The 19976-nt window shown below is 68.6% G+C and carries 20 protein-coding genes; 17 read left to right on the top strand and 3 right to left on the bottom strand.

The window, feature by feature from the left end; genetic code table 11:
* Positions 1 to 39: 39 nt before the first annotated feature.
* A complete protein-coding gene (locus A5752_RS07695; protein WP_067083922.1) occupies positions 40 to 288 on the bottom strand; it encodes a BatC protein in 249 nt (82 codons plus the stop codon).
* Positions 289 to 370: 82 nt separating this feature from the next.
* Here A5752_RS07695 and A5752_RS07690 point away from each other — a divergent pair, with 82 nt between their 5' ends.
* From A5752_RS07690 to A5752_RS07675, 4 genes are all read left to right on the top strand, one after another.
* A complete protein-coding gene (locus A5752_RS07690; protein WP_067083920.1) occupies positions 371 to 1090 on the top strand; it encodes an NUDIX hydrolase in 720 nt (239 codons plus the stop codon).
* Positions 1091 to 1211: 121 nt separating this feature from the next.
* Positions 1212 to 2384 carry an acyl-CoA dehydrogenase family protein gene (locus A5752_RS07685; RefSeq protein ID WP_067083919.1) on the top strand — a complete coding sequence of 391 codons (1173 nt, stop codon included), beginning with the start codon at positions 1212 to 1214 and terminating at the stop codon, positions 2382 to 2384.
* A gap of 7 nt (positions 2385 to 2391) precedes the next feature.
* Positions 2392 to 3483, top strand: coding sequence for an acyl-CoA dehydrogenase family protein (locus A5752_RS07680; protein WP_067083917.1), 1092 nt, complete (start codon positions 2392 to 2394; stop codon positions 3481 to 3483).
* A 75-nt stretch (positions 3484 to 3558) separates the two neighbouring features.
* Positions 3559 to 4728 (top strand): metallophosphoesterase, encoded by a 1170-nt coding sequence (locus A5752_RS07675; protein WP_067083915.1) that lies wholly within the window; start codon positions 3559 to 3561, stop codon positions 4726 to 4728.
* Here A5752_RS07675 and A5752_RS07670 read toward each other — a convergent pair.
* The gene (locus tag A5752_RS07670; RefSeq protein ID WP_067084010.1) at positions 4725 to 5696 is read right to left on the bottom strand and encodes an aldo/keto reductase; all 972 of its coding nucleotides are present in this window, start codon (positions 5694 to 5696) and stop codon (positions 4725 to 4727) included. The two genes, A5752_RS07675 and A5752_RS07670, sit on opposite strands and share 4 nt — an antisense overlap.
* Positions 5697 to 5921: 225 nt before the next feature.
* Between A5752_RS07670 and A5752_RS07665 the strand changes: the two genes are divergently transcribed.
* The 11 genes from A5752_RS07665 (at position 5922) to A5752_RS07615 (ending at position 17803) form a co-directional block, all read left to right on the top strand.
* The gene (locus A5752_RS07665) at positions 5922 to 7043 is read left to right on the top strand and encodes an alpha/beta hydrolase (RefSeq protein WP_067083913.1); all 1122 of its coding nucleotides are present in this window, start codon (positions 5922 to 5924) and stop codon (positions 7041 to 7043) included.
* 38 nt (positions 7044 to 7081) lie between these two features.
* Positions 7082 to 8158 (top strand): NAD-dependent epimerase/dehydratase family protein, encoded by a 1077-nt coding sequence (locus A5752_RS07660; RefSeq protein WP_067083905.1) that lies wholly within the window; start codon positions 7082 to 7084, stop codon positions 8156 to 8158.
* Positions 8159 to 9364 (top strand): flavin-containing monooxygenase, encoded by a 1206-nt coding sequence (locus A5752_RS07655; protein ID WP_082963798.1) that lies wholly within the window; start codon positions 8159 to 8161, stop codon positions 9362 to 9364. It begins immediately after the preceding gene.
* The gene (locus A5752_RS07650; protein WP_067083901.1) at positions 9361 to 10470 is read left to right on the top strand and encodes a spore photoproduct lyase family protein; all 1110 of its coding nucleotides are present in this window, start codon (positions 9361 to 9363) and stop codon (positions 10468 to 10470) included. Before A5752_RS07655 ends, A5752_RS07650 begins: the two co-directional genes overlap by 4 nt.
* A gap of 85 nt (positions 10471 to 10555) precedes the next feature.
* Positions 10556 to 11311 (top strand): SDR family oxidoreductase, encoded by a 756-nt coding sequence (locus tag A5752_RS07645; RefSeq protein ID WP_067083895.1) that lies wholly within the window; start codon positions 10556 to 10558, stop codon positions 11309 to 11311.
* 150 nt (positions 11312 to 11461) lie between these two features.
* Positions 11462 to 14260: a helix-turn-helix transcriptional regulator gene (locus tag A5752_RS07640; protein WP_067083892.1), complete on the top strand. Its 2799-nt coding sequence runs from the start codon at positions 11462 to 11464 to the stop codon at positions 14258 to 14260.
* Between the two features lie 117 nt (positions 14261 to 14377).
* Positions 14378 to 15043, top strand: coding sequence for a nitroreductase (locus tag A5752_RS07635; protein ID WP_067083889.1), 666 nt, complete (start codon positions 14378 to 14380; stop codon positions 15041 to 15043).
* Positions 15044 to 15158: 115 nt separating this feature from the next.
* Positions 15159 to 15764 carry a sigma-70 family RNA polymerase sigma factor gene (locus A5752_RS07630; RefSeq protein WP_067083884.1) on the top strand — a complete coding sequence of 202 codons (606 nt, stop codon included), beginning with the start codon at positions 15159 to 15161 and terminating at the stop codon, positions 15762 to 15764.
* Positions 15765 to 15773: 9 nt separating this feature from the next.
* Positions 15774 to 16496, top strand: coding sequence for an SDR family NAD(P)-dependent oxidoreductase (locus tag A5752_RS07625; RefSeq protein ID WP_067083882.1), 723 nt, complete (start codon positions 15774 to 15776; stop codon positions 16494 to 16496).
* Between the two features lie 29 nt (positions 16497 to 16525).
* Positions 16526 to 16933, top strand: coding sequence for a cupin domain-containing protein (locus tag A5752_RS07620; RefSeq protein WP_067083880.1), 408 nt, complete (start codon positions 16526 to 16528; stop codon positions 16931 to 16933).
* A 6-nt stretch (positions 16934 to 16939) separates the two neighbouring features.
* The gene (locus tag A5752_RS07615; RefSeq protein ID WP_067083877.1) at positions 16940 to 17803 is read left to right on the top strand and encodes a hypothetical protein; all 864 of its coding nucleotides are present in this window, start codon (positions 16940 to 16942) and stop codon (positions 17801 to 17803) included.
* Between the two features lie 11 nt (positions 17804 to 17814).
* Here the strand turns inward: A5752_RS07615 and A5752_RS07610 are convergent, their stop codons facing one another.
* Positions 17815 to 18480: a nitroreductase family protein gene (locus tag A5752_RS07610; protein WP_067083869.1), complete on the bottom strand. Its 666-nt coding sequence runs from the start codon at positions 18478 to 18480 to the stop codon at positions 17815 to 17817.
* 123 nt (positions 18481 to 18603) lie between these two features.
* Here A5752_RS07610 and A5752_RS07605 point away from each other — a divergent pair, with 123 nt between their 5' ends.
* Together A5752_RS07605 and A5752_RS07600 are read left to right on the top strand one after the other, a co-directional pair.
* Positions 18604 to 19161, top strand: a complete 558-nt coding sequence (locus A5752_RS07605) for a nuclear transport factor 2 family protein (protein ID WP_067083859.1) — start codon at positions 18604 to 18606, stop codon at positions 19159 to 19161.
* A 7-nt stretch (positions 19162 to 19168) separates the two neighbouring features.
* The gene (locus tag A5752_RS07600; protein WP_067083852.1) at positions 19169 to 19957 is read left to right on the top strand and encodes an SDR family oxidoreductase; all 789 of its coding nucleotides are present in this window, start codon (positions 19169 to 19171) and stop codon (positions 19955 to 19957) included.
* Positions 19958 to 19976 lie beyond the last annotated feature (19 nt).

Raw genomic sequence — 19976 nt, 5'->3', positions numbered from 1 at the left:
CGGTGCCGTCAGCATGGGGATGTCGTCATCGGGCGGGTGTCAGGCCGTCCCGTCGGCGCCCCCGTCGTGACCCTCGGGGTTGCTGCCGCCGTCAGCGGGGCCTTCGCCGCCGGCCGTGCCGTCGGCGCCGCCGTCGTGTCCTTGTGGGTTGCTGCCGCCGTCAGCGGGGCCTTCGCCGCCGGCCGTGCCGTCGGCGCCGCCGTCGTGTCCTTGTGGGTTGGAGCCGCCGTCCGCGGGTCCCTCTCCGCCTGCGCCCGAGGTGGTGATGTCGTCATCGTCGAGTGCCATGTCGATCCTCTCTATGGGCTGTGGTCCAGAGGGAGTTGCCCCGGACGGTGGCGACGAAACACCGCGAAACTATGGTCGAGCGGTGACGATCTCCTACGACGAGTCGCTGCGCGAGCGGATCACAGCGAACCTGTCGCGACACGAACGTCGCGCCGTCACCGACCCGACCAAGCGGCACGCGGCGGTCGCCGTGGTGCTCGTGGACTCCGAGGTCGGCGAGGACCGGGTGGACCCGGTCGATGTCGAGGGTTGGAATGACGGGCGGGGTATGCCCGACGCCGGCCTCGACGGCCGTATGGTCGACGTCTCCGGGGGCGCTGCCTTTCTGCTGTGCCGCAGGGCGTCGCGTCTGACGTCGCACGCCGCACAGTGGGCGCTGCCCGGCGGTCGGCTCGACCCGGATGAGACCGTGGTCGACGCCGCGCTGCGTGAACTCGACGAGGAAGTCGGCGTCCAGCTGCCCGACTCGACCGTGCTGGGCCTGCTTGACGACTATCCGACCCGGTCGGGATACGTCATCACGCCCGTCGTCATCTGGGGCGGCGGGCGGCTGGAGCCCCGCCCGGCGCCCGACGAGGTCGTCGCGGTGTATCGGGTGGGCCTGCATCAACTGCAGCGGCCCGACTCGCCGCGGTTCATCGAGATTCCGGAGAGCCCGCGACCCGTCGTGCAGGTCCCGCTGGGCAACGACCTGATCCACGCGCCGACGGGTGCGGTGCTGCTGCAGTTGCGCTGGCTCGGCCTCGAGGGCAGACACGATCCGGTCGACGAACTCGAGCAACCCGTATTCGCCTGGAAGTAGTGTCAGTTCTCTGCGCGAGAAGACGTAAAACTGCCCACAATCGTCTCCGAAAGGACACTTTTGCGTCTGCTCGCGGTGGGTAAACCGTGCGCAATGTGGAGCAACGAGAACGGGGTAGACCGTGAAACTGGCGTTGAGTGACGAGGACGCCGCATTCCGCGAGGAGTTGCGGCGCTTCTACACCTCCGAGATTCCGGAAGACATCCGCGAGCGGGGCAAGACCGGCCATACCAAGTTCCCCGAAGACATGGTCACCAGCCAGCGCATCCTCAACGCCAACGGGCTGGCCGTGCCGAACTGGCCGGTCGAGTGGGGCGGCAAGGAGTGGTCGCCGCTGCAGCGCCAGATCTGGCTCGACGAGATGCAGTTGGCCGGCGTCCCCGAACCGCTGGCGTTCAACACCAAGATGGTCGGCCCGGTGATCGCGCAGTTCGGTTCGCAGGCGATGAAGGAACGCTTCCTGCCGCCGACGGCCAACATCGACATCTGGTGGTGTCAGGGCTTCTCCGAGCCGGAGGCCGGTTCGGACCTCGCGTCGCTGCGGACCACCGCCGTGCGCGACGGCGACACATACGTCGTCAACGGGCAGAAGACGTGGACGACGCTCGGCCAGTACGCCGACTGGATCTTCCTGCTGGCGCGCACCGACCCGAGCGCGCCGAAGCGGCAGGCCGGCATCTCCTTCCTGCTGGCCGAGATGTCGACGCCGGGAATCACGCTGCGACCGATCGAGCTGATCGACGGCAGCTACGAGGTCAACGAGGTCTTCTTCGAAGACGTCCGGATTCCGGCCGATCAGCTTGTCGGCGAGGAGAACCAGGGCTGGACATACGCCAAGTTCCTGCTCGGCAACGAGCGCACCGGCATCGCCCGCATCGGGTTGACGAAGCTGTGGATGGCGCAGGTCAAGGAACACGCCGCCAAGTTGGAGGTCAACGGCACACCGCTGCTGGAGGATCCGCTGTTCGCCGCCCGGGTGGCCGAGATCGAAACCGGGCTGCTCGCACTGGAACTCACGCAGATGCGCGTCAGCGGATCCGAAGCCGACGGCAAGCCGAACCCCGCGTCGTCGATCCTCAAGTTGCGCGGCAGCCAGTTGCAGCAGGCCGCCACCGAGCTGTTCGTTGAGGTGGCGGGGCCGGAGACGCTGCCGTTCGACGCCGGCGACCTCGACGTGCCCACCTGGGCGCAGGACGCCGCACCGCGTTACCTGAACTATCGGAAGACGTCGATCTACGGCGGTACCAACGAGGTTCAGCGCACCATCATCGCTTCGACCATCTTGGGATTGTGAGCCGGCCGTGGACTTCGACCTGACCGAAGAACAGCAACTACTGCGCGACGTCACCCGCGACGTGTTGTCGCGCCGCGAGGGTGTGCGCACCGAAGGTGAGCCCGGCTGGAGCCGTGAGGTGTGGGGCCAACTGGCCGAGGTCGGCATCCTGGGACTCGGGTTCGATCCCGACGAGGCCGGCCAGATCGAGGTGATGGTGGTGCTGACCGAGGTCGGCCGGCGGCTCGCGCCCGAACCGGTCGCCCAGGCCGCGATCGTCCCCGGCGGCTTGATCGCCGAGCTCGGCAGCGACCAGCAGAAGCAGGTGCTCGACGCCGTCGCCACCGGCGAGACGCTGCTGGCGTTCGCCCACGCCGAACCCGGAACGCGGTTGCCGTCGGCCGCACCGGCGACGCGCGCCGAGAATAGCGGTGACGGTTGGACGATCACCGGGCGCAAGAACCCGGTGCTGGCCGGTGACACCGCCGACACCGTCATCGTCACCGCGGCGCTGCCCGACGGCGGCGTGGGACTGTTCGTCGTCGACGGTGCGGCCGTGACACGGCAGCCCTACCGAACCTTCGACGGCCGCCGGGGTGCGCAGCTCGACTTCGACTCCACCCCCGCCGAACCGCTCGGCGACGGCGGCGACGCGACCGAACACGTCGCCCGCACCGTGATCCGGTTCCAGTCGGCGCTGTGCGCGGAGGCGGTCGGGGCGATGGAGGAGGCGTTGCGCCTGACCACCGAATACCTCACCAGCCGAAAGCAATTCGGCGTTCCGCTGAGCAACTTTCAGACGTTGACGCAGCGGGCAGCCGACATGTATGTCTCGCTCGAACTCGCGCGCAGCATGAACTTCTACGCGGCCATGTCGATCGCCGACAACCGGTTCGACCCGGTGATCGCCGCGCGGGCCAAGTTCCAGATCGGGCGGTCGGGCCGGCACATCGCGCAGGAGGCGATCCAGCTGCACGGCGGTATCGGGATGACGGCGGAGTATCCCGTCGGGCACTATGCGGCGCGGCTGACGGCGATCGACAACACGTTCGGCACCACCGACGATCAGCTCCGCACGCTGGTCGAGCACGTCTGCGACTACGGCACGGTCTCGCTGTAGGGGACCTCTGCGATTCCGGTGCGCTACCAGTCGCTGATCGATCGGTAGTGCACCGAAATCACCTGAAGGGTGCGCATGTTCATCGTCATCCTCGGCGCGGTGCTCGCGCTGATGCACGTCTACCTGTGGAAACGGCTGGTCAAGGACACCACCCGGCCGGGTCGCGCGCGGCGGGTGCTCAGCGCCGTCCTCCTAGGGTTGGCCGCGCTCCTTCTCGCGGCGCTGCTGCTGCCGCGCGTGTTCGGTCCGGCCGACGCCGGCTGGTACGCCTGGCCGGGTTACCTGTGGTTCGGTGTGGCCGCCTATCTGCTGCTGACGCTGCTGGTGCTCGAACCGGTGCGACTGCTGCTGCGGCGGTGGGTCCGTCGGGCGCCGTCGGCTCCGGAGCCCGAGGACCCGAACGCGCTCAGCCGCCGCCTGTTCCTGGCCCGCGCGAGCGCCGTCGCCGCGGGGGCCGCATCGGTCGGCCTGGTCGGAGTCGGCACGGCCACCGCACTGGGGCCACCGGACCTGCTGCGGGCGCCGGTGCGGCTGCGTGCCCTCGATCCGGCGTTCCGCGGTTTTCGGATCGCGGTGGTGTCGGACATCCACCTCGGGCCGCTGCTGGGACGGGCGCACACCGAGCGGATCGTCGGAATGATCAACGAGGCGGAACCCGACCTCGTCGCGATCGTCGGTGATCTGGTCGACGGCACCGTCGCCGAACTCGGTTCGGCCGCAGCGCCGTTGCGAGACCTCGCGGCACCCGACGGCGCGTTCTTCGTCACCGGCAATCACGAGTACTTCGTCGATGACACCGCCGAGTGGTTACGCGAGATGGCGCGCTGGGGCGTCCAGCCGCTGCGCAACGAGAACACGGCGATCCGTCGCGGCTCCGCGGTGCTCAACCTCGCAGGGGTCAACGACCTCGTCGGGGAAAGGCATTCGGACGGGCCGGATTTCGATCGCGCACTGTCCGGTCTCTCATCCGGTGGGCCGACGATCCTGCTCGCCCATCAGCCGGTGCAGGTCGAAGAGGCGGCCGCGCGAGGGGTCGACCTGCAACTGTCCGGCCACACCCACGGCGGGCAGATGTGGCCGTTCCACTACCTCGTTCGCGCCGCCCAGCCGTCGCTCGCGGGCCTCACGCGCGTCGACGACACCCAGCTGTATGTGACCCGCGGCGCCGGGTTCTGGGGCCCGCCGGTGCGCGTCGGCGCCCCGCCCGACATCACGGTGCTCACCCTCGAGAACACGAAAAACTAACCGACGCCGAGCCTTTCGCGAACCGTGTCCGCCAGGAAGCGCGCGGTGCCCACCGGCCGGAACGCGCGGGCGGCGGCGGTGAGCGCTTCCTGCGCCTCGGCGCTCAACTCGATGTCGGCGGCGGCCACGTTGAACTCGAGTTGTTCGACGCTCGACGCGCCCGGTATCGCGACCACGTTGGGCAAGTGGATCAGCCACGCGAGCGCCACCTGCGCGGGCTTGGCCCCGACATCGGCGGCCACGTCGCGCAGCGTCTGCAACAGCGGTTCGGCGCGGCGCAAGTTCTCGGTGCCGAAGAGCGGATTCGTCGCACGGATGCCGCCGGGGCGGTTGTCGGGTCCGTACTTTCCGCCGAGCAATCCCTGCGCCAGCGGGCTGTAGGCGATCACGACGCGGTTCTCCCGCTCGGCGAACGGCACCAGGCGTTCGAGCGCCTGCGGATGGGCCAGCGAGAAGTGCACCTGGTTGCTGATCACGGGTCGTCCGAGCGCCGTGTCGGCCCGCTGCCAGCGCGACAGCGAGTAGTTCGAGACGCCGGCGGCGCCGATCACGCCCTCATCGAGCAGGTCACGCATTCCCGGCATGATCACCGAATCGGGCACCACGGGGTTCGGCTGGTGGACCTGATACAGGGGGATCTTCTGCAGCCCCAACCGCTGCGCGCTGGCGTGCGCGCGCTGCTTGACCACCGCGGGGAACGGTGCGACCGGGAAGACCTTGCTGGCCACCGCCACTTCCGAGCGCCGATCGCCCAGGGCCTCGCTGAGGATCCGCTCGCTCTTGCCGAACCCGTAGATCTCGGCGGTGTCGAACAACGTGACGCCGAGCGCCAGGGATCGCTGCACGATCTCACGGGCGGGTCCGGAGGCGTAGCTCTCGCCGTAGCCCCACTCCCGAGAACCGAACTGCCAGGTCCCGAGCCCAATACGGCTGACCCGGCCCATTCCCTCGACGTCTAGGTATTTCACGAACGCCACAGTACTGACGGCACAGATCGGTATCGGCGGGTTTTGGCGCGCAGACGCAGGGGTATGTGAGGCGGGCTGCAGAAAGTCGGCATGACACAAGTCTCGAAAGGCGTAACGCATGCTCGAGTTCATCTGCCCCACGTGCGGGCATTTCAGCCTCGAAGAGGCCGTCTGCGTGACCTGCAGCGGAGCCGGCGACCCTGACCTGGCGTTGGCTGGCTGATCATGGCTCTTCATCCGTCACTGCACCCGTTCGACCTGGTCATGGCGTCGACGCGGTTCTATTCGTCGCTCCCGGTCGTCGGCAAGCATCTGGAACCGTTCGCCGGCCTCACCGCGATGGCGATGTACGGCCACCACTACGCGCCCGCAGCGCTGCGCGGCATGGTCACCCGACGTCTCGGCGCCGACCCGGCCGAGGCCGCGCCCGCCGATATGCCCGATCAGGACGTCGCGTCCTACCGCGGCAGCCGCGTGCCTCCCTATCTCCGCTTCCGCGCCCAGCGTCAGCGCTGCCTGTACCGCAGCTCGGTGCGCTACGGAGACCACCCCTCGCAGCTGCTCGACGTGTGGCGGCGCCCCGACCTGCCGCCCGACGCGCCCGTACTGCTGTTCGTCCCCGGCGGCGCCTGGGTGCAGGGGTCACGCGTGATGCAGGGCCACACGATGCTGCACCACTTGGTCAAGCAGGGCTGGGTGTGCCTGACGATGGACTACCGGGTCTCCCCGGTGAACCGCTGGCCCCGCCACATCGCCGACGTGAACGCGGCGATCGCCTGGGCGCGCGCCAACGTCGACAAGTACGGCGGTGACCGGAACTTCGTCGCGATCGCGGGCTGCTCCGCGGGCGGCCACCTGGCCTCCCTCGCGGGCCTCACACCCGGCGACCCGGCATTCCGCGGCGAACTCACCGAGGACGCCGACACCACCGTCGACGCCGTCGTCGGGATCTACGGGCGCTACGACTGGCAGGACCGGTCGACCCCCACCCGGAAGAACTTCCAGAACTTCCTGGAGCGAGTCGTGGTCGGGCGCAAGCAGTCTCGGCATCCGGAGATTTTCGAGGCGGCCTCACCGCTGGCCCGCATCCACGCGGATGCGCCGCCGTTCTTCCTCATCCACGGTGAGCAGGACACCATCATCCCCGTGGGGGAGGCTCGCGTGTTCGCCGAGGAACTGCGCGCCGTGTCGCGAAATCCGGTGGAGTACAGCGAGGTTCGACGTGCGGGACACGCATTCGATCTTGTCGATTCGTCGCATGCGCGCCGACTCGCGGTCGAGGTGGGCCGGTTCCTCAACGATGTCCGGGCCCGCCAACTCGAGGGTGAGACCGCCGCTGCCGTCTGACCCGTGTTGATCGGGTGCGATGCGGGAAGTCTTGTTCCATGCGCATCGTCATCACCGGAGCTTCGGGCAACGTCGGCACCGCACTGCTGCGGCGGCTGACCGAAAGCGACACCGCACACGAGATCGTCGGCGTCGTGCGACGGCCGCCGGAACCGACCGGCGTCTACAAAAGGGCCCGCTGGCACGGGCTCGACCTCGCCGATTCCGATGCGGCCGCCCAACTCCGGGGCATCTTCGACGGCGCGGACGCGGTCGTCCACCTCGCATGGGGTTTCCAACCGACCCGAAACACCGAGTACCTCAACCGCATCGGCGTGGGCGGCACGACGGCCGTTCTGGAGGCCGCGCACGACGCGCGGGTCGGGCGCCTGGTGCACCAGTCGTCGGTCGGCGCCTACGCGCCCGGCCGGTACGGCCAATACGTCGACGAGTCGTGGCCCACGAGCGGAATCCGCACCTCGCCGTACAGCCGCGACAAGTCGAGCGCCGAAGCGCTGCTCGACGATTACGAACTCGAACACGGGGATGCGGGCGTCCCGATCGCGCGGATGCGGCCCGGCTTCATCGTGCAGCGTGCCGCGGCGAGCGGTCTGATGCGCTACGCGCTGCCCGGATACGTGCCGATGCTCGCGGTACCGCTGTTGCCGCTGCTGCCTCTCGACCGCCGCCTGTGTATTCCGTTGATCCACGCCGACGATGTCGCCGACGCGCTGGCCAGAGTGGTCGAACGCGGCGCGAGCGGCCCGTTCAACCTGGCATCCGAGCCGCCGGTGGGCCGCGATCAGGTCGCCGAGGTGCTGAAGGCCAAACCGGTCCACGTGCCGTCGGGGGTACTCGGCGCGCTGGTCGACCTCAGCTGGCGCGCGCGACTGCAGCCGATCGACCGCGGCTGGCTCGACATGCCGTTCAGCGTTCCGCTGCTCGACTGCGGGCGCGCCGAGGCCGAACTCGACTGGCGCCCCCAGTGGAACTCGGTCGACGCGCTCGCCGACGTCATCGGTGGAGTGGCCCAGCAAGCGCACACCGAAAGCCCGCCGCTGCGGCGCCGGTCGCTGCTCGAGCAGTTCCAGCGCGACCTCACCAAGGGGCTGCTGACCACCAGACACCTGCCGTAGATGGCGCACGACGAACCCGTCGTCATCATCGGCGCGGGTCCCAGTGGCCTCGCGATCGCCCGGCAGCTCCGTCACGAATGCGATGTCGAGGCGCTCGTGGTCGACCGCGCCGATGCCCCCGCGTCGTCATGGCGCAATCGCTACGACGGCTTCCGGCTCAACACCTGCGGGTGGTGGTCGCATCTGCCCGGACAGCGGATTCCGCTGCAGTACGGACGCTGGCCCACCCGCGACCACATGGTCGACTATTTCGACGACTACGTGCGTCGGCAGAAGATTCGTATGGCGTTCGGCGTCAACGTAATTCGAGTGGACCGTGAACACGGCGCATGGCGGCTGGTCACCGACGACGGGTCGCTCAGCGCGGCGGCCGTCGTCATCGCCACCGGCAACTACCACACGCCGGCGCTGCCGGAGTGGCCCGGAATCGAGACATTCACCGGCGAGGTGCTGCACTCCGAGCACTACCGCAACACCGAACCCTTCGCCGGCCGCGACGTGCTGGTGGCGGGCGCGGGGAACTCGGCGGCCGACATCGCGTTGCAGCTCAGCGACGGTGCCGCACGGCGGGTGCGGATGGCGGTGCGTACACCGCCGCATCTCGTGCCGCGGTCTGCCGCAGGGATTCCGGTCGACACGTTCAGCGCCGCGTTCGAACGCCTCCCGGTGCCCGTGCTGGACCAGGCGGCCGCACTGATGCGCAAGCTGTGGTTCGGCGACCTCCGCCGCGAGGGCCTGCCCGCGCCGCGCCGGGGCATCTACTCGGCGCTGCTGACCGATGAGCAGATCCCGACGATCGGTGACGAGCTGGTGCCCCACGTCAAGGCGGGGCGCATCGAGATCGTCGCCGCCGTCGAGTCGTTCGACGGCGACAAGGTGGTGCTGGCCGACGGCAACGTGGTGACGCCGGATGCGGTGATTGCCGCGACAGGCTACCGGCGAGGACTCGATCCGCTGGTGGGACACCACGACGTGCTGGACGACGAGGGCGCCCCGAAGGTCAACGGGTTGCCTGCCGCCGCGCCGGGTCTGTGGTTCGCCGGTTACGACGAGCCGCTGATCGGCCCGCTGCGGTCTTTTCGGCAGCAGGCCACACCGATCGCACGCGATATCGCGCAGTATCGCGGCGAGCGTGACGAACCTCATTGGCCGTCAACAAGATCAACTGCATCGGAGTCGGACCGCCGCACGTTGAACGGGACATGACGATGGCCGACCACGACGGCGTGACCCGGCGCACACCCGCTGCGCTCGCCGACCGCCTTCTCGACGTCAAGCGGATTTACCACGAGCCCGACATCGAACGGTTACCGCGCGCGCGTCAGGTGTTCGAGCGCTTCCCCGATGCCGAGCGCATCCAGGTGCTGTCGCATCAGGCGATACCGGGCCTGTACGGAAACGAGGGCAACATCGAGGACTGGGTTCGCAACAAGCGGGAAGTGCTGGTGCTCGGTGAGAAGAAGAGCCTGAGCGCGCGACGCAACGAGCGCTCCAGCGACTGGATCGCACCATCGACCGCGAACGGATGCGCGATGGCGTGCTCGTACTGCTACGTTCCGCGTCGTAAGGGTTTCGCGAACCCGATCACGGTGTTCGCCAACATCGAGAAGATCACCGGATACCTCGAACGCCACGCCGCCCGGCAAGGCGTGAAACCGCAACCGAACCAATGCGATCCCGTCGACTGGGTTTACGACATCGGCGAGAACAGCGACTGCTCGGTCGACGCCATGGTCTCCGACAATGTCCGCGACCTGGTCGACCTGTTCGCGCGAATCCCCAACGCCAAGGCGAGCTTCGCGACCAAGCTGGTCAACCGCGACCTGCTCGACTACGACCCGCGCGGCGGTACCCGCGTGCGGTTCAGCCTGATGCCGGCGGAGACGTCGCGGGTGCTCGACGTGCGTACGTCGAAGATCGTCGACCGGATCGCCGCGATCGACGACTTCGTCGAAGCCGGCTACGAGGTGCACCTGAACTTCAGCCCGGTTGTCGTGCATGAGAATTGGCTTGCCGACTGGACGGAGCTGCTCGAGCAGATCGCCGACGGCACGTCCGATCGCACCAAGCAGCAGCTGGCCGCCGAGATCATCTTCCTCACCCACAACGAGGGTCTGCACGACGTGAATCTCGGCTGGCATCCCAAAGGCGAGGACCTGCTGTGGCGTCCCGACCTGCAACAGGTCAAGCGCAGCCAGAGCGGGCAGTGGAACGTGCGCTACAAGAGCCCGTGGAAGGGTCGCTGGGTCAACGAGTTGACCGATCTGATCGCCGCGAAGCTGCCCAGCTGCCGGGTGCGGTACGCGTTTTGAGCTTCTTCGCCGGCGGCGGGATGAGTTTTTGAGCCGCCAGCCGTTTGGACGGGCAGGAAGCTGTCGGACAAACGGAAGGCTCATCATGAAGATCGTCGTCATCGGCGGAACCGGCCTCATCGGTTCGAAACTGGTTCAGATCCTGGATCGGCAGGGCCACGACACGGTCGCCGCGGCGCCCTCGACGGGCGTGAACACCTTCACCGGCGAGGGCCTGCGGGATGCGCTGCAGGGCGCGGCCGTGGTGGTCGACGTGTCGAACTCGCCGCAGCTCGACGATTCGGCGCAGGAGTTCTTTCGCACCGCCACGACCACTCTGCTCGACGCGGAAAAGGACGCCGGCGTCGGCCACCACGTCGCGCTGTCGGTGGTGGGCACCGACCAGATGGCCCCGCAAAGTGGCTACTTCCAGGCCAAGCTCGACCAGGAACGGCTGATCAGCGACGGGCCGATCCCGTACACGATCGTGCACGCGACACAGTTCTTCGAGTTTCTCCCGACGCTCGCCGACTCGGCCACCGACGGCGACATCGTGCGGATGCCACCGGCGTACTTCCGGCCGATGGCCGCCGCCGATGTCGCCGAGGGCCTCGCCATCGCCGCGGCGAACGAGCCGGCCAACCGCATTGTCGAGATCGGGGGACCCGCGGAGGTCCTGCTGCCCGACCTGATCCGGACCGCGCTGACCGCCCGCGGCGACACCCGCCGGGTCGTCGCCGATCCCGCGGCGAAGTACTGGGGCATCGACCTCGAGGAACGCACGCTGGTGCCCGGCGCGGGCGCAACGCTGTTCGCCACGCGTTACGAGGACTGGATCCTGGCGACCGCCGCGACGGCCTGACGGGCGATTTGTGAGTGAAAACGTTCGGCGAGCGAACGGAATCACTCACAAATCGCGGCTGTGGACCCGCCGGCGCACGCCTCGTACGATCCAAGATCAGATCGGGTAACCGGCGACCGTCGCGGGTCCACCCAGAACGCGGTGGTGTCTATGTCTGGCCAGGGTGCAGCACAAGCCCTGCGTGGCCGTACCCGGGAATGCGAAACGCTGCACAACCTGGTGGCGACCGTCCGATCCGGCAGCTGTCAGGTGCTGGTCCTGCGCGGCGAGGCGGGTGTCGGGAAGACGGCCCTGCTCGACTACGTCTGCGAAGCCGCGTCCGGATTCCAGATCGTGCACGTCGCCGGTGTGGAATCGGATATGGAGCTGGCCTTCGCCGGACTGCAGCAACTTTGTGCTCCGCTGATGACGCACCTCGACGCGATCCCCGAACCGCAACGCGAAGCGCTCAACGTAGCGTTCGGGCGCGGAGTCGGGGAGACACCCGACCGCTTCCTGGTCGGGCTCGCGGTGCTCAGCGTGCTGGCCGCCGCGGCCGATGACCAACCGGTCCTGTGCATCGTCGACGACGCCCAGTGGCTGGACCAGGTTTCAATCCAGACGCTCGGCTTCATCGCGCGACGACTGCTCGCCGAGCCGGTCGGACTGGTGTTCGCGGTCCGCGACCAGCCCGAGCTGCTGTCCGGTCTGCCCGAGCTGCCGGTCGAGGGACTGTCGGACACCGATGCGCGAGAACTGTTGGAATCGGTCATGTTCGGCGGGATCGACCCGCGGGTGCGCGACCGCATCATCGCCGAGACCCGAGGCGTTCCGCTCGCAATCCTCGAGGTGCCGCGCAGCGTGTCGGCGACCGAACTGTCCGGCGGATTCTGGATATCCGGTAAGCGCTCGTCGACGGCGGCAGTCGAACAGGGCTTCATCCGGCGCATCCAGGCGTTACCTCGCGCGACGCGGCAGCTGCTGCTGATCGCCGCCACCGAACCCATCGGTGACGCCGCCCTGTTCCTGCGCGCCGCAGCGCAATTGGGCATCCCCGTCGACGACCTGGCACCCGCGGAAGCCGACGGCCTGATCGAGTTCGGCCCGCGGATGCGCTTCCACCACCCGCTGATTCGCTCTGCGGCCTACCGCGCCGCCGCCCTGGCGGATCGCCGGGCGGTCCATCGCGCGCTCGCCGACACGACCGATCCGGCGACCGACCCCGACCGTCGCGCCTGGCATGCGGCCAACGCCGCGGCGGGACCGGACGAGGCGATCGCCGCCGAGCTGGAGGATTCCGCGGCGCGTGCCCAGAGCAGAGGCGGAATGGCGGCGGCAGCAACGTTTTTGGAGCGCGCGACCACGCTGACGGCCGACCCGTCGCTGCGCGGGGCGAGAGCGCTGACAGCGGCATACGCCAAACGGGACGCCGCCGCGCCGGAAGCCGCGCATGAACTGCTCGCGATCGCCGAACTCGGCCCGCTGTCCGAGTTGCAGCGGGCGCTGATCGCGCGGCTGCGGGCGCAGATGGACTTCGTGCGCAGCCGGGCCGGCGAAACCGGCGCGCCGCGACTGGCGGACACCGCGCCCCCGCTTCTCGACGCCGCGCGCCGCCTGCACGGGGTCGACGGGTATTCGTCGCGGGAGGGGTATCTCGAGGCGATCGCAGCGCTGATGTATGCGGGTCGCCTCGGCGAACCGGATGCGCTCGTGCGCGCCGCGGAGGACGCGCGAACCGCGTTGCAGGAGGTCTCGGAGCTACCCCGGGCGATCGACCACCTGCTGAAGGGAATCGCCGAGCGGATCACCGGCGGGGTCGGACAGGGTGGGGCCACGCTGCGTGCAGGCTTGGAAGCGATGTGCGAGCAGGCGAATTCCGACGACGGCGCGGTCGGCCGCTGGCTGAAGGTGCCCGGGTTTCCGATACTGCAGGAATCGTGCGCCCACGAACTGTGGGACCGCCGACTCCTGCTCGAACTGTCGACTGCGGCGGTGCGTTACGCTCGCACCTCCGGTGCGCTCGCCGGGCTGCCCCGAGCGCTCATCTACCGGGCCGGGGTCCACACGATTGCGGGCGAATTCGGCTCGGCAGCAGAGCTTCTCGAGGAGGCCGCCTCGATCACCGCGGCCACCGACCACAACTCGCCGGTGCGCTACCACTGGGTATTGCTCGCAGCGTGGCGGGGTGACGTCACGCAGGCGGGTCCGCTGCTCCAGAGCGCCGCGTCCGACGGGATCGCCCGGGGTGAGGGCCGTCTGCTCGGGCTCACCGGCTACGCAACTGCGTTGCTGTACAACGGTCTCGGTCGCTACGAGGAGGCGGTGGCCGCCGCCCGCGACGCATGTGACTACGACGACTTCGGAATCCACGGCTGGTGCCTGTTCGAACTCGTCGAGGCCGCGACGCGGACCGGGGACGACGATACGGCGCGACGCGCCCTCGAACGGCTCGAGCAGCGCGCCGGCGCCAGCGGTACCGACTGGGGTCTCGGGGCGCTGGCCAACGCCCAGGCCCTGCTCGCCGACGACGACACCGCCGACCGCCTGTTCGTCGAGGCCATCGAGCGCCTGGACCGCGCCGGAATCGTGGTGCATCACGCCAGGGCCCGGCTGCTGTACGGCGAATGGCTGCGCCGGGCGAACCGACGGATCGACGCCCGCCGCGAACTCACCGACGCCCATGAGACTTTCACGCGGATCGGCGCGCAGGCATTCGCCGAACGCGCACGCCGCGAACTCGTCGCCACGGGGGAGAAGGTGCGCAAGCAGACGGCGAGTTCGGGCGGCGGCGACCTGACGGCGCAGGAAGCGCAGATCGCCCGGCTGGCCGCCGACGGCCTGACGAATCAGGAGATCGGCGCGCAGCTGTTCATCAGCACGCACACCGTCGAATGGCATCTGCGCAAGGTGTTCGTCAAGCTCGGCATCACCTCGCGCCGGCAGCTTCGTAACATGTCGTGGGCGAGTTAGCAGACCACGCAGAATCCGTAATCGATTCGGACCACGCGCTTTCCAGGGTTCGATTGGCCGCGAATGTCGGCAGTCTTGAGGTAGCCGTCAAGGCATCGAACCGAAAAGCAGGTCATCATGAACGTCTACGACGCGGTCAAGAGCAGACGAGCGGTACGCCGATTCACCGACGAGCCGGTCCCCATGGAGGTGCTCGAGCGTGTGCTCGACGCAGCCCGGTGGTCCCCATCGGGATCCAACCTTCAGCCGTGGCGCATCTACGTCGTGACCGGCGAACCCCTCGAGCGGCTCAAGAAGCTCGCGACGGAGCGCGTGGCCGCAGGCGACCCCTGGGACGAACGCGAGTACCAGCTGTACCCGGCCGATCTGAAGTCGCCCTACAGCGAGCGCCGCTCGACCTTCGGTAGAGAGCGGTACAGCGCGCTCGGAATCGAGCGCGAGGACTGGCAGGCTCGGCAGCGCGCCGCGATCGCGAACTGGGACTGCTTCGGCGCTCCTGCGGCGCTGTTCTGCTACGTCGACCGTGACCTCGGCCGGCCGCAGTGGGCGGATCTCGGCATGTATCTGCAGACCGTGATGCTGCTCCTGCGGGCGGAGGGATTGCACAGCTGCCCGCAGATGGCCTGGTCACAGGTGCGCGAGACCGTTGGAGACGTCGTGCAGCCGCCCGACGAGCTCATGCTCTTCTGCGGCATGTCGATCGGCCACCAGCACCCTGACGAGGTCTACATCCGGACGGGGCGAGCCCCGGTCGAGGAGACCGTCAGCTTCGTCGGCGACTGACCGTGGAGATCCGCTACGGACCACGAAACGACGGACTACGGGTTTTCAAGGGTCCGCTTTCCCTCGCTAGCGGCGAGCGTGGGGTGTGACACCAGCGACTCGAGGAGATCGGATCATGACCATCACGTCCCTCCCCACCAGGACCACCCAGGACACGGAACTCGCCGCGCGGTTCGCTCGAGATGCCGCGCCGCTCTTCGAGGTGCTGGCCCGGGGCGCGCGCCGGCTGGCCCGCAGCGACGCCGACGCCGAGGACCTGCTTCAGGACACCCTGCTGCACGCATACGCCGGGTTCTCGTCCTTCCAGGAAGGCAGCAACCTCAAGGCGTGGCTGTTCCGCATCCTCTACAACCGATGGGTCAGCACCCACCGTGCCAAACAGCGCCGCGTGACCGAGGTTTCGGCCGACTACCTGACCGACGGTGACCTGGCCGGCGCCGCGGCCCGCCGAGGGGGCGTCCGTTCGGCCGAGGCGGAGGTGCTCGACGCGCTACCCGACGGCGACGTCAAGTCGGCGATGGCCGCGATGCCCGAGGGCTTCCGCGAGGTGCTGTTCTACGCCGATGTCGAGGGCTACACCTACGCCGAGACGGCCGAGATCCTCGCCATCCCGATGGGCACCGTGATGTCGCGGATTTCGCGGGCCAGGCAGCGCATGCGCATGGCGCTCGCCCATCTCGCGCACGACCGCACCGCAACCCCCGAACCCTGCATCGCCTGAGGAACAGCAATGGAATTGGCATACAAGAACGCGTTGATCACCGGCGGCACCGCCGGAATCGGGCTCGCCTGCGCGCGGTTGTTTGCGCGCGAGGGTGCCGCGGTCATCATCACCGGAAGGGACGCCGAACGCGGTAAGCGCGCCGCATCGGGCATCGACGGCAACGTGCGCTTCGTCCAGGCCGACCTGTCGGACATGGACTCGGTGGCGTCGCTGATCGAGCAGGCAGGCGACATCGACATCCTGGTGAACAACGCCGCGAACTTCCCGTCGGCGCTGACCGTCGACCAGCAGGTCGACGCGTTCGGGAAGACGTTCGACACCAACGTCCGCGGCCTGTACTTCCTGGCGGCCGGCCTGGTGCCCGGAATGTTGCAGCGCGGCCACGGCTCGATCGTCAACGTGACGACGATGGTCGCGTCGAAGGGTGTGCCGGGTGCGGGCGTCTACAGCGCGTCCAAGGCCGCCGTCGAATCGCTGACCCGGACGTGGGCCGCTGAATTCGGTCCAGGCGGTGTACGCGTCAACAGCGTCGCGCCCGGCCCGACGAAAACCGAAGGCGTGGAGGCCGAATGGGGCGAGACCAACGAGGAGCTCGGCCGTTCGCTTCCGCTCGGACGAACGGCAAGACCGCGAGAGATCGCCGAGGCGGTGCTGTTTCTCGCTTCGCCGCGCGCGAGCTTCGTCACCGGTTCGGTGCTGCACGCCGACGGTGGCGGCGGCGCCGTCTGAAACCTGGAACTCCCGAAAGGAGAACGAGAATGACCAAGACACAGGACGCCTCGTGGGAAGACGCACTGACCGTTGTACAGGAGGTGCAGCCGCCCACCATCCCCGCCGGTGCGCACGCGATGACCGTCGTCATCGACTACCCGCCGGGGAGCCCCGGCGCTCCGCCTCACCGCCATCCAGGCGGCCCGGCGTTCGGCTACATGCTCGAAGGCGAGATGCTCTTCGAGCTCGAAGGCCAACCGCCCAGGGTGCTCCGGGCGGGTGAGGCGTTCTGGGAGCCCGGCGGTGACGTCATTCACTACTCGGACGGCAACAATCGCGATGACATGCGGTGTCGCTTCACCGTGACCATGCTGTGCGTACCGGACCAGCCGATGCTCGTGCTCGTCGACGAGGCCGAACTCGAAGCGCGCAAACACCTGCGCGTGCAGGGGTGAGTTCCGATGTCCAGGATCCTGTTGCAGTCGACGATCTGTGCCCATCCCGACGACTGGGACATCTCCCGGTTCTCACTGCTGGCAGACGACCTCCGCGCCGCAGGGCACGAAGTCGTGGCGCGCAACCGTGTCGACGGCGACGACCCCGTGCTGAGCCACCTCGACGAGCTCGGCTACGACCAGCTGTGGTTGATGGCCGTCGACGTCGGCAACGGGTTGACTCCCGCGGATGCCGAGGCGATCATGCGGTTCCGCTACGACGGCGGCGGCGTGCTCACCGCGCGCGATCACCAAGATCTTGGCTGCTGTCTGAACCGGCTCGGCTCACTCGGCCTGGTCAACGAATTCCACGACGCGACAGTCGATCCGGAGACCATGTGCGACGATCGGGACACGCCCGACATCTCGTGGCCGAACTACCATTCCGGAGCCAACGGGGATTGCCAGCGGGTGCTGGCGAGCGAATCCGCTCACGAACTGCTGCGCACCGACCAGACCGCCAGCGGACGGATCGAATGGTTTCCCGCGCATCCGCACGAAGGTCTGGTGTCGGCCGACGGCGTTCCGAACGCCGCCGTGCTGGCCCAGGGTCGGAGCGCGTCGACCGGCCGGGTGTTCAACCTCGCGGTACTGCTCGACGGTGAACGCGCGCCGGACGGCAGGCCGATGGGCCGGGCGGTCGCCGAGTCGACGGTCCACCACTTCGCCGACTACAACTGGGACATCTCCTGCGGTGCACCGTCATTCGTGACCGAGCGGCCGGGTTCGCAGATCAAGGACGATCCGTCGCGCCTCGTTGCGTTCAAGGACTATGTCCGCAGTGTCGCTGCGTGGTTGCATCCCGCCGCAAGGCTGTCGGTGGCGGTCTGACGCTCCCGGGGTCAGCGCTTGCGGGCGCCGGCACCGTAGATGATGTCGCTGCGCTCGCCGTCCCAGTGGTTGCGGAAGACGACGTCGGAGATCGGGCGGCGGCGCACGGGGCCGTGCCGACCGCGCGGCCACCCCACGACGACGTGGCCGGCCAGCGCCCATTCGTCGGGCACGCCGACCGCCTCGCGGATCAGCTTCTCCCCGTCGTAGGAGGCCCAGCTCGTGAAGCACGCCCCGAGTCCCTGCGCGCGGGCGGCGAGATAGAAGTTCTGCATCGCCGGGAAGATCGACCCGCCCTGCAGGAACTCCGAGGCGAACTCGTTGCGGAACGCGGCGAACAGGACGGAGGTGAGCTCGCCGGCGCGGTCGTGCAGTTCGTAGGTCGCCCGGTTGTTGCGGGCGGCGCGGCTGGTGTCGTCGACGGCGGGCCTGCTCATCCCGTAGATCGACTCGATGGACCGCAGTGCGGCCTGCGCCGCCTTCGCCACCACGGCCCGCTGCTCGGGAGAGTCCAGGATGACAAAGCGCCACAGTTGGGCGTTGGCGCCGTTGGGAGCCCACGTGGCCGCCTCCAGGCAGCGCTTGAGCGTCGCCTCGTCGACGGGTTCGTCGGTGAACCGGCGGATGGCCCGCGCGGTGGCCAGCGTCTCCCACACGTCGTTGGTCGGTTGCCGCATGCTCCTCCGTTCGGCGGTCGTGCTGCCCGTCGACCTTAGCGGGAAGCGGTGGCCGTTGAGCCGATGCTATACGATCGTATAACGTGCTGTACGAATGTATGGACGCCATGGGAAGGGGCCCGCATGACCACCGCCGACGACCTTGAGCAGTTGCGCAATCGGCTGCAGTACGTCGAGGACCGGATCGCGATCCTGGACTGTGTCATGAACCAGGCTCGCGGGCACGACCGTCACGACAGCGACCTGATGTCGAGCGTCTACTTCGAAGACGGCGTCGACGAACACGGCCCCGTGGTGAAGGTCGGCGCCGAGTACGCCGAGTACGCCAACAACGCCCACAGCGCGGTGTTCGAGGACCACTTGCACAACATCACCACCCACACGTGCGAGATCGACGGCGACGTGGCCCACGCCGAGAGTTACGTGATGGGCTCGATGCGGGCCAAGGGCGGCAAGGTGGTCGCGTTGATGGGCGGGCGCTACCTCGACCGCCTCGAACGCCGCGACGGCGAGTGGAAGATCGCGCTGCGGCGCTGCACGATCGAGTGGATGATGCAGGGCGACTCGTCGGTGCTGGCGTCCGGCGCGGTGAAGGGCTTCATCAAGGGCAAGTGGGACCGGACCGACCTGTCCTATGCGCGGCCGCTGCAGATGGACAGCGAACCCGTCGACCGGTGGTGAGGCCCTGATGCAGCTGGCCGGACGGGTCGCGCTCGTCACCGGCGGTGGTTCGGGCATCGGCCGTGCTGCCGCGCAACGGCTTTCGGTCGAAGGCATGCGGGTCTGCGTCGTCGACATCGACGAAGGCGCGGCGCGTGCGGCGGCCGAACCGCTCGGCGGGTTGGCGTTGGCCTGCGACGTCGCGGACAGCGATCAGGTGGCTGCGTCGTTCACCCGGTGCGTCGAGGACCTCGGCGGGCTCGATCTCGCATTGCTGAACGCCGGCGTCACCGTCCGGTGGTCGGGCGACATCGGCTCACTCGACCTTTCCGACTACCGGAAGTCGTTGGGCGTGAACCTCGACGGCGTGGTGTACGGCGTCGCGACGGCCGTGCGAACGATGCGCTCCCTCGCCGACGGCGACCGCGCGATCCTGGCGACGGCGTCGCTCGCCGGACTCATGCCGTGGCACCCCGACCCGGTGTACTCGCTCGGCAAGCACGCCGTCGTCGGCTTGATGCGCTCTGTCGCTCCCAGCCTCGCCGCCGAACGCATCGCGGTGCACACGATCTGCCCGGGTATCACCGAGACGGGCGCGCTCGGCGACCGTCGCGCGCTGGTGGAGGGAATCGGGGTACCGGTGATGGAACCGGAAGCCAGCGCGGATGCCGTCGTCACTGCGGCGACCGCGCCCCTGGACACCACGGGGGCGTGCTGGGTCGTCCAGCACGGAAGAGACCCGTGGCCAATGCAATTCGCAGAGCTGGAGACTGCGGACAACCGGCTCAACGTGCCTGCGGACCGCCCCCGCCGCTGACCGCGGCGGGGCTGCGAAG

It is taken from the genome of Mycobacterium sp. 852002-51961_SCH5331710, assembly GCF_001665535.1.
Classification (GTDB): domain Bacteria; phylum Actinomycetota; class Actinomycetes; order Mycobacteriales; family Mycobacteriaceae; genus Mycobacterium.
This window is presented reverse-complemented; position numbering and strand designations above follow the sequence as displayed.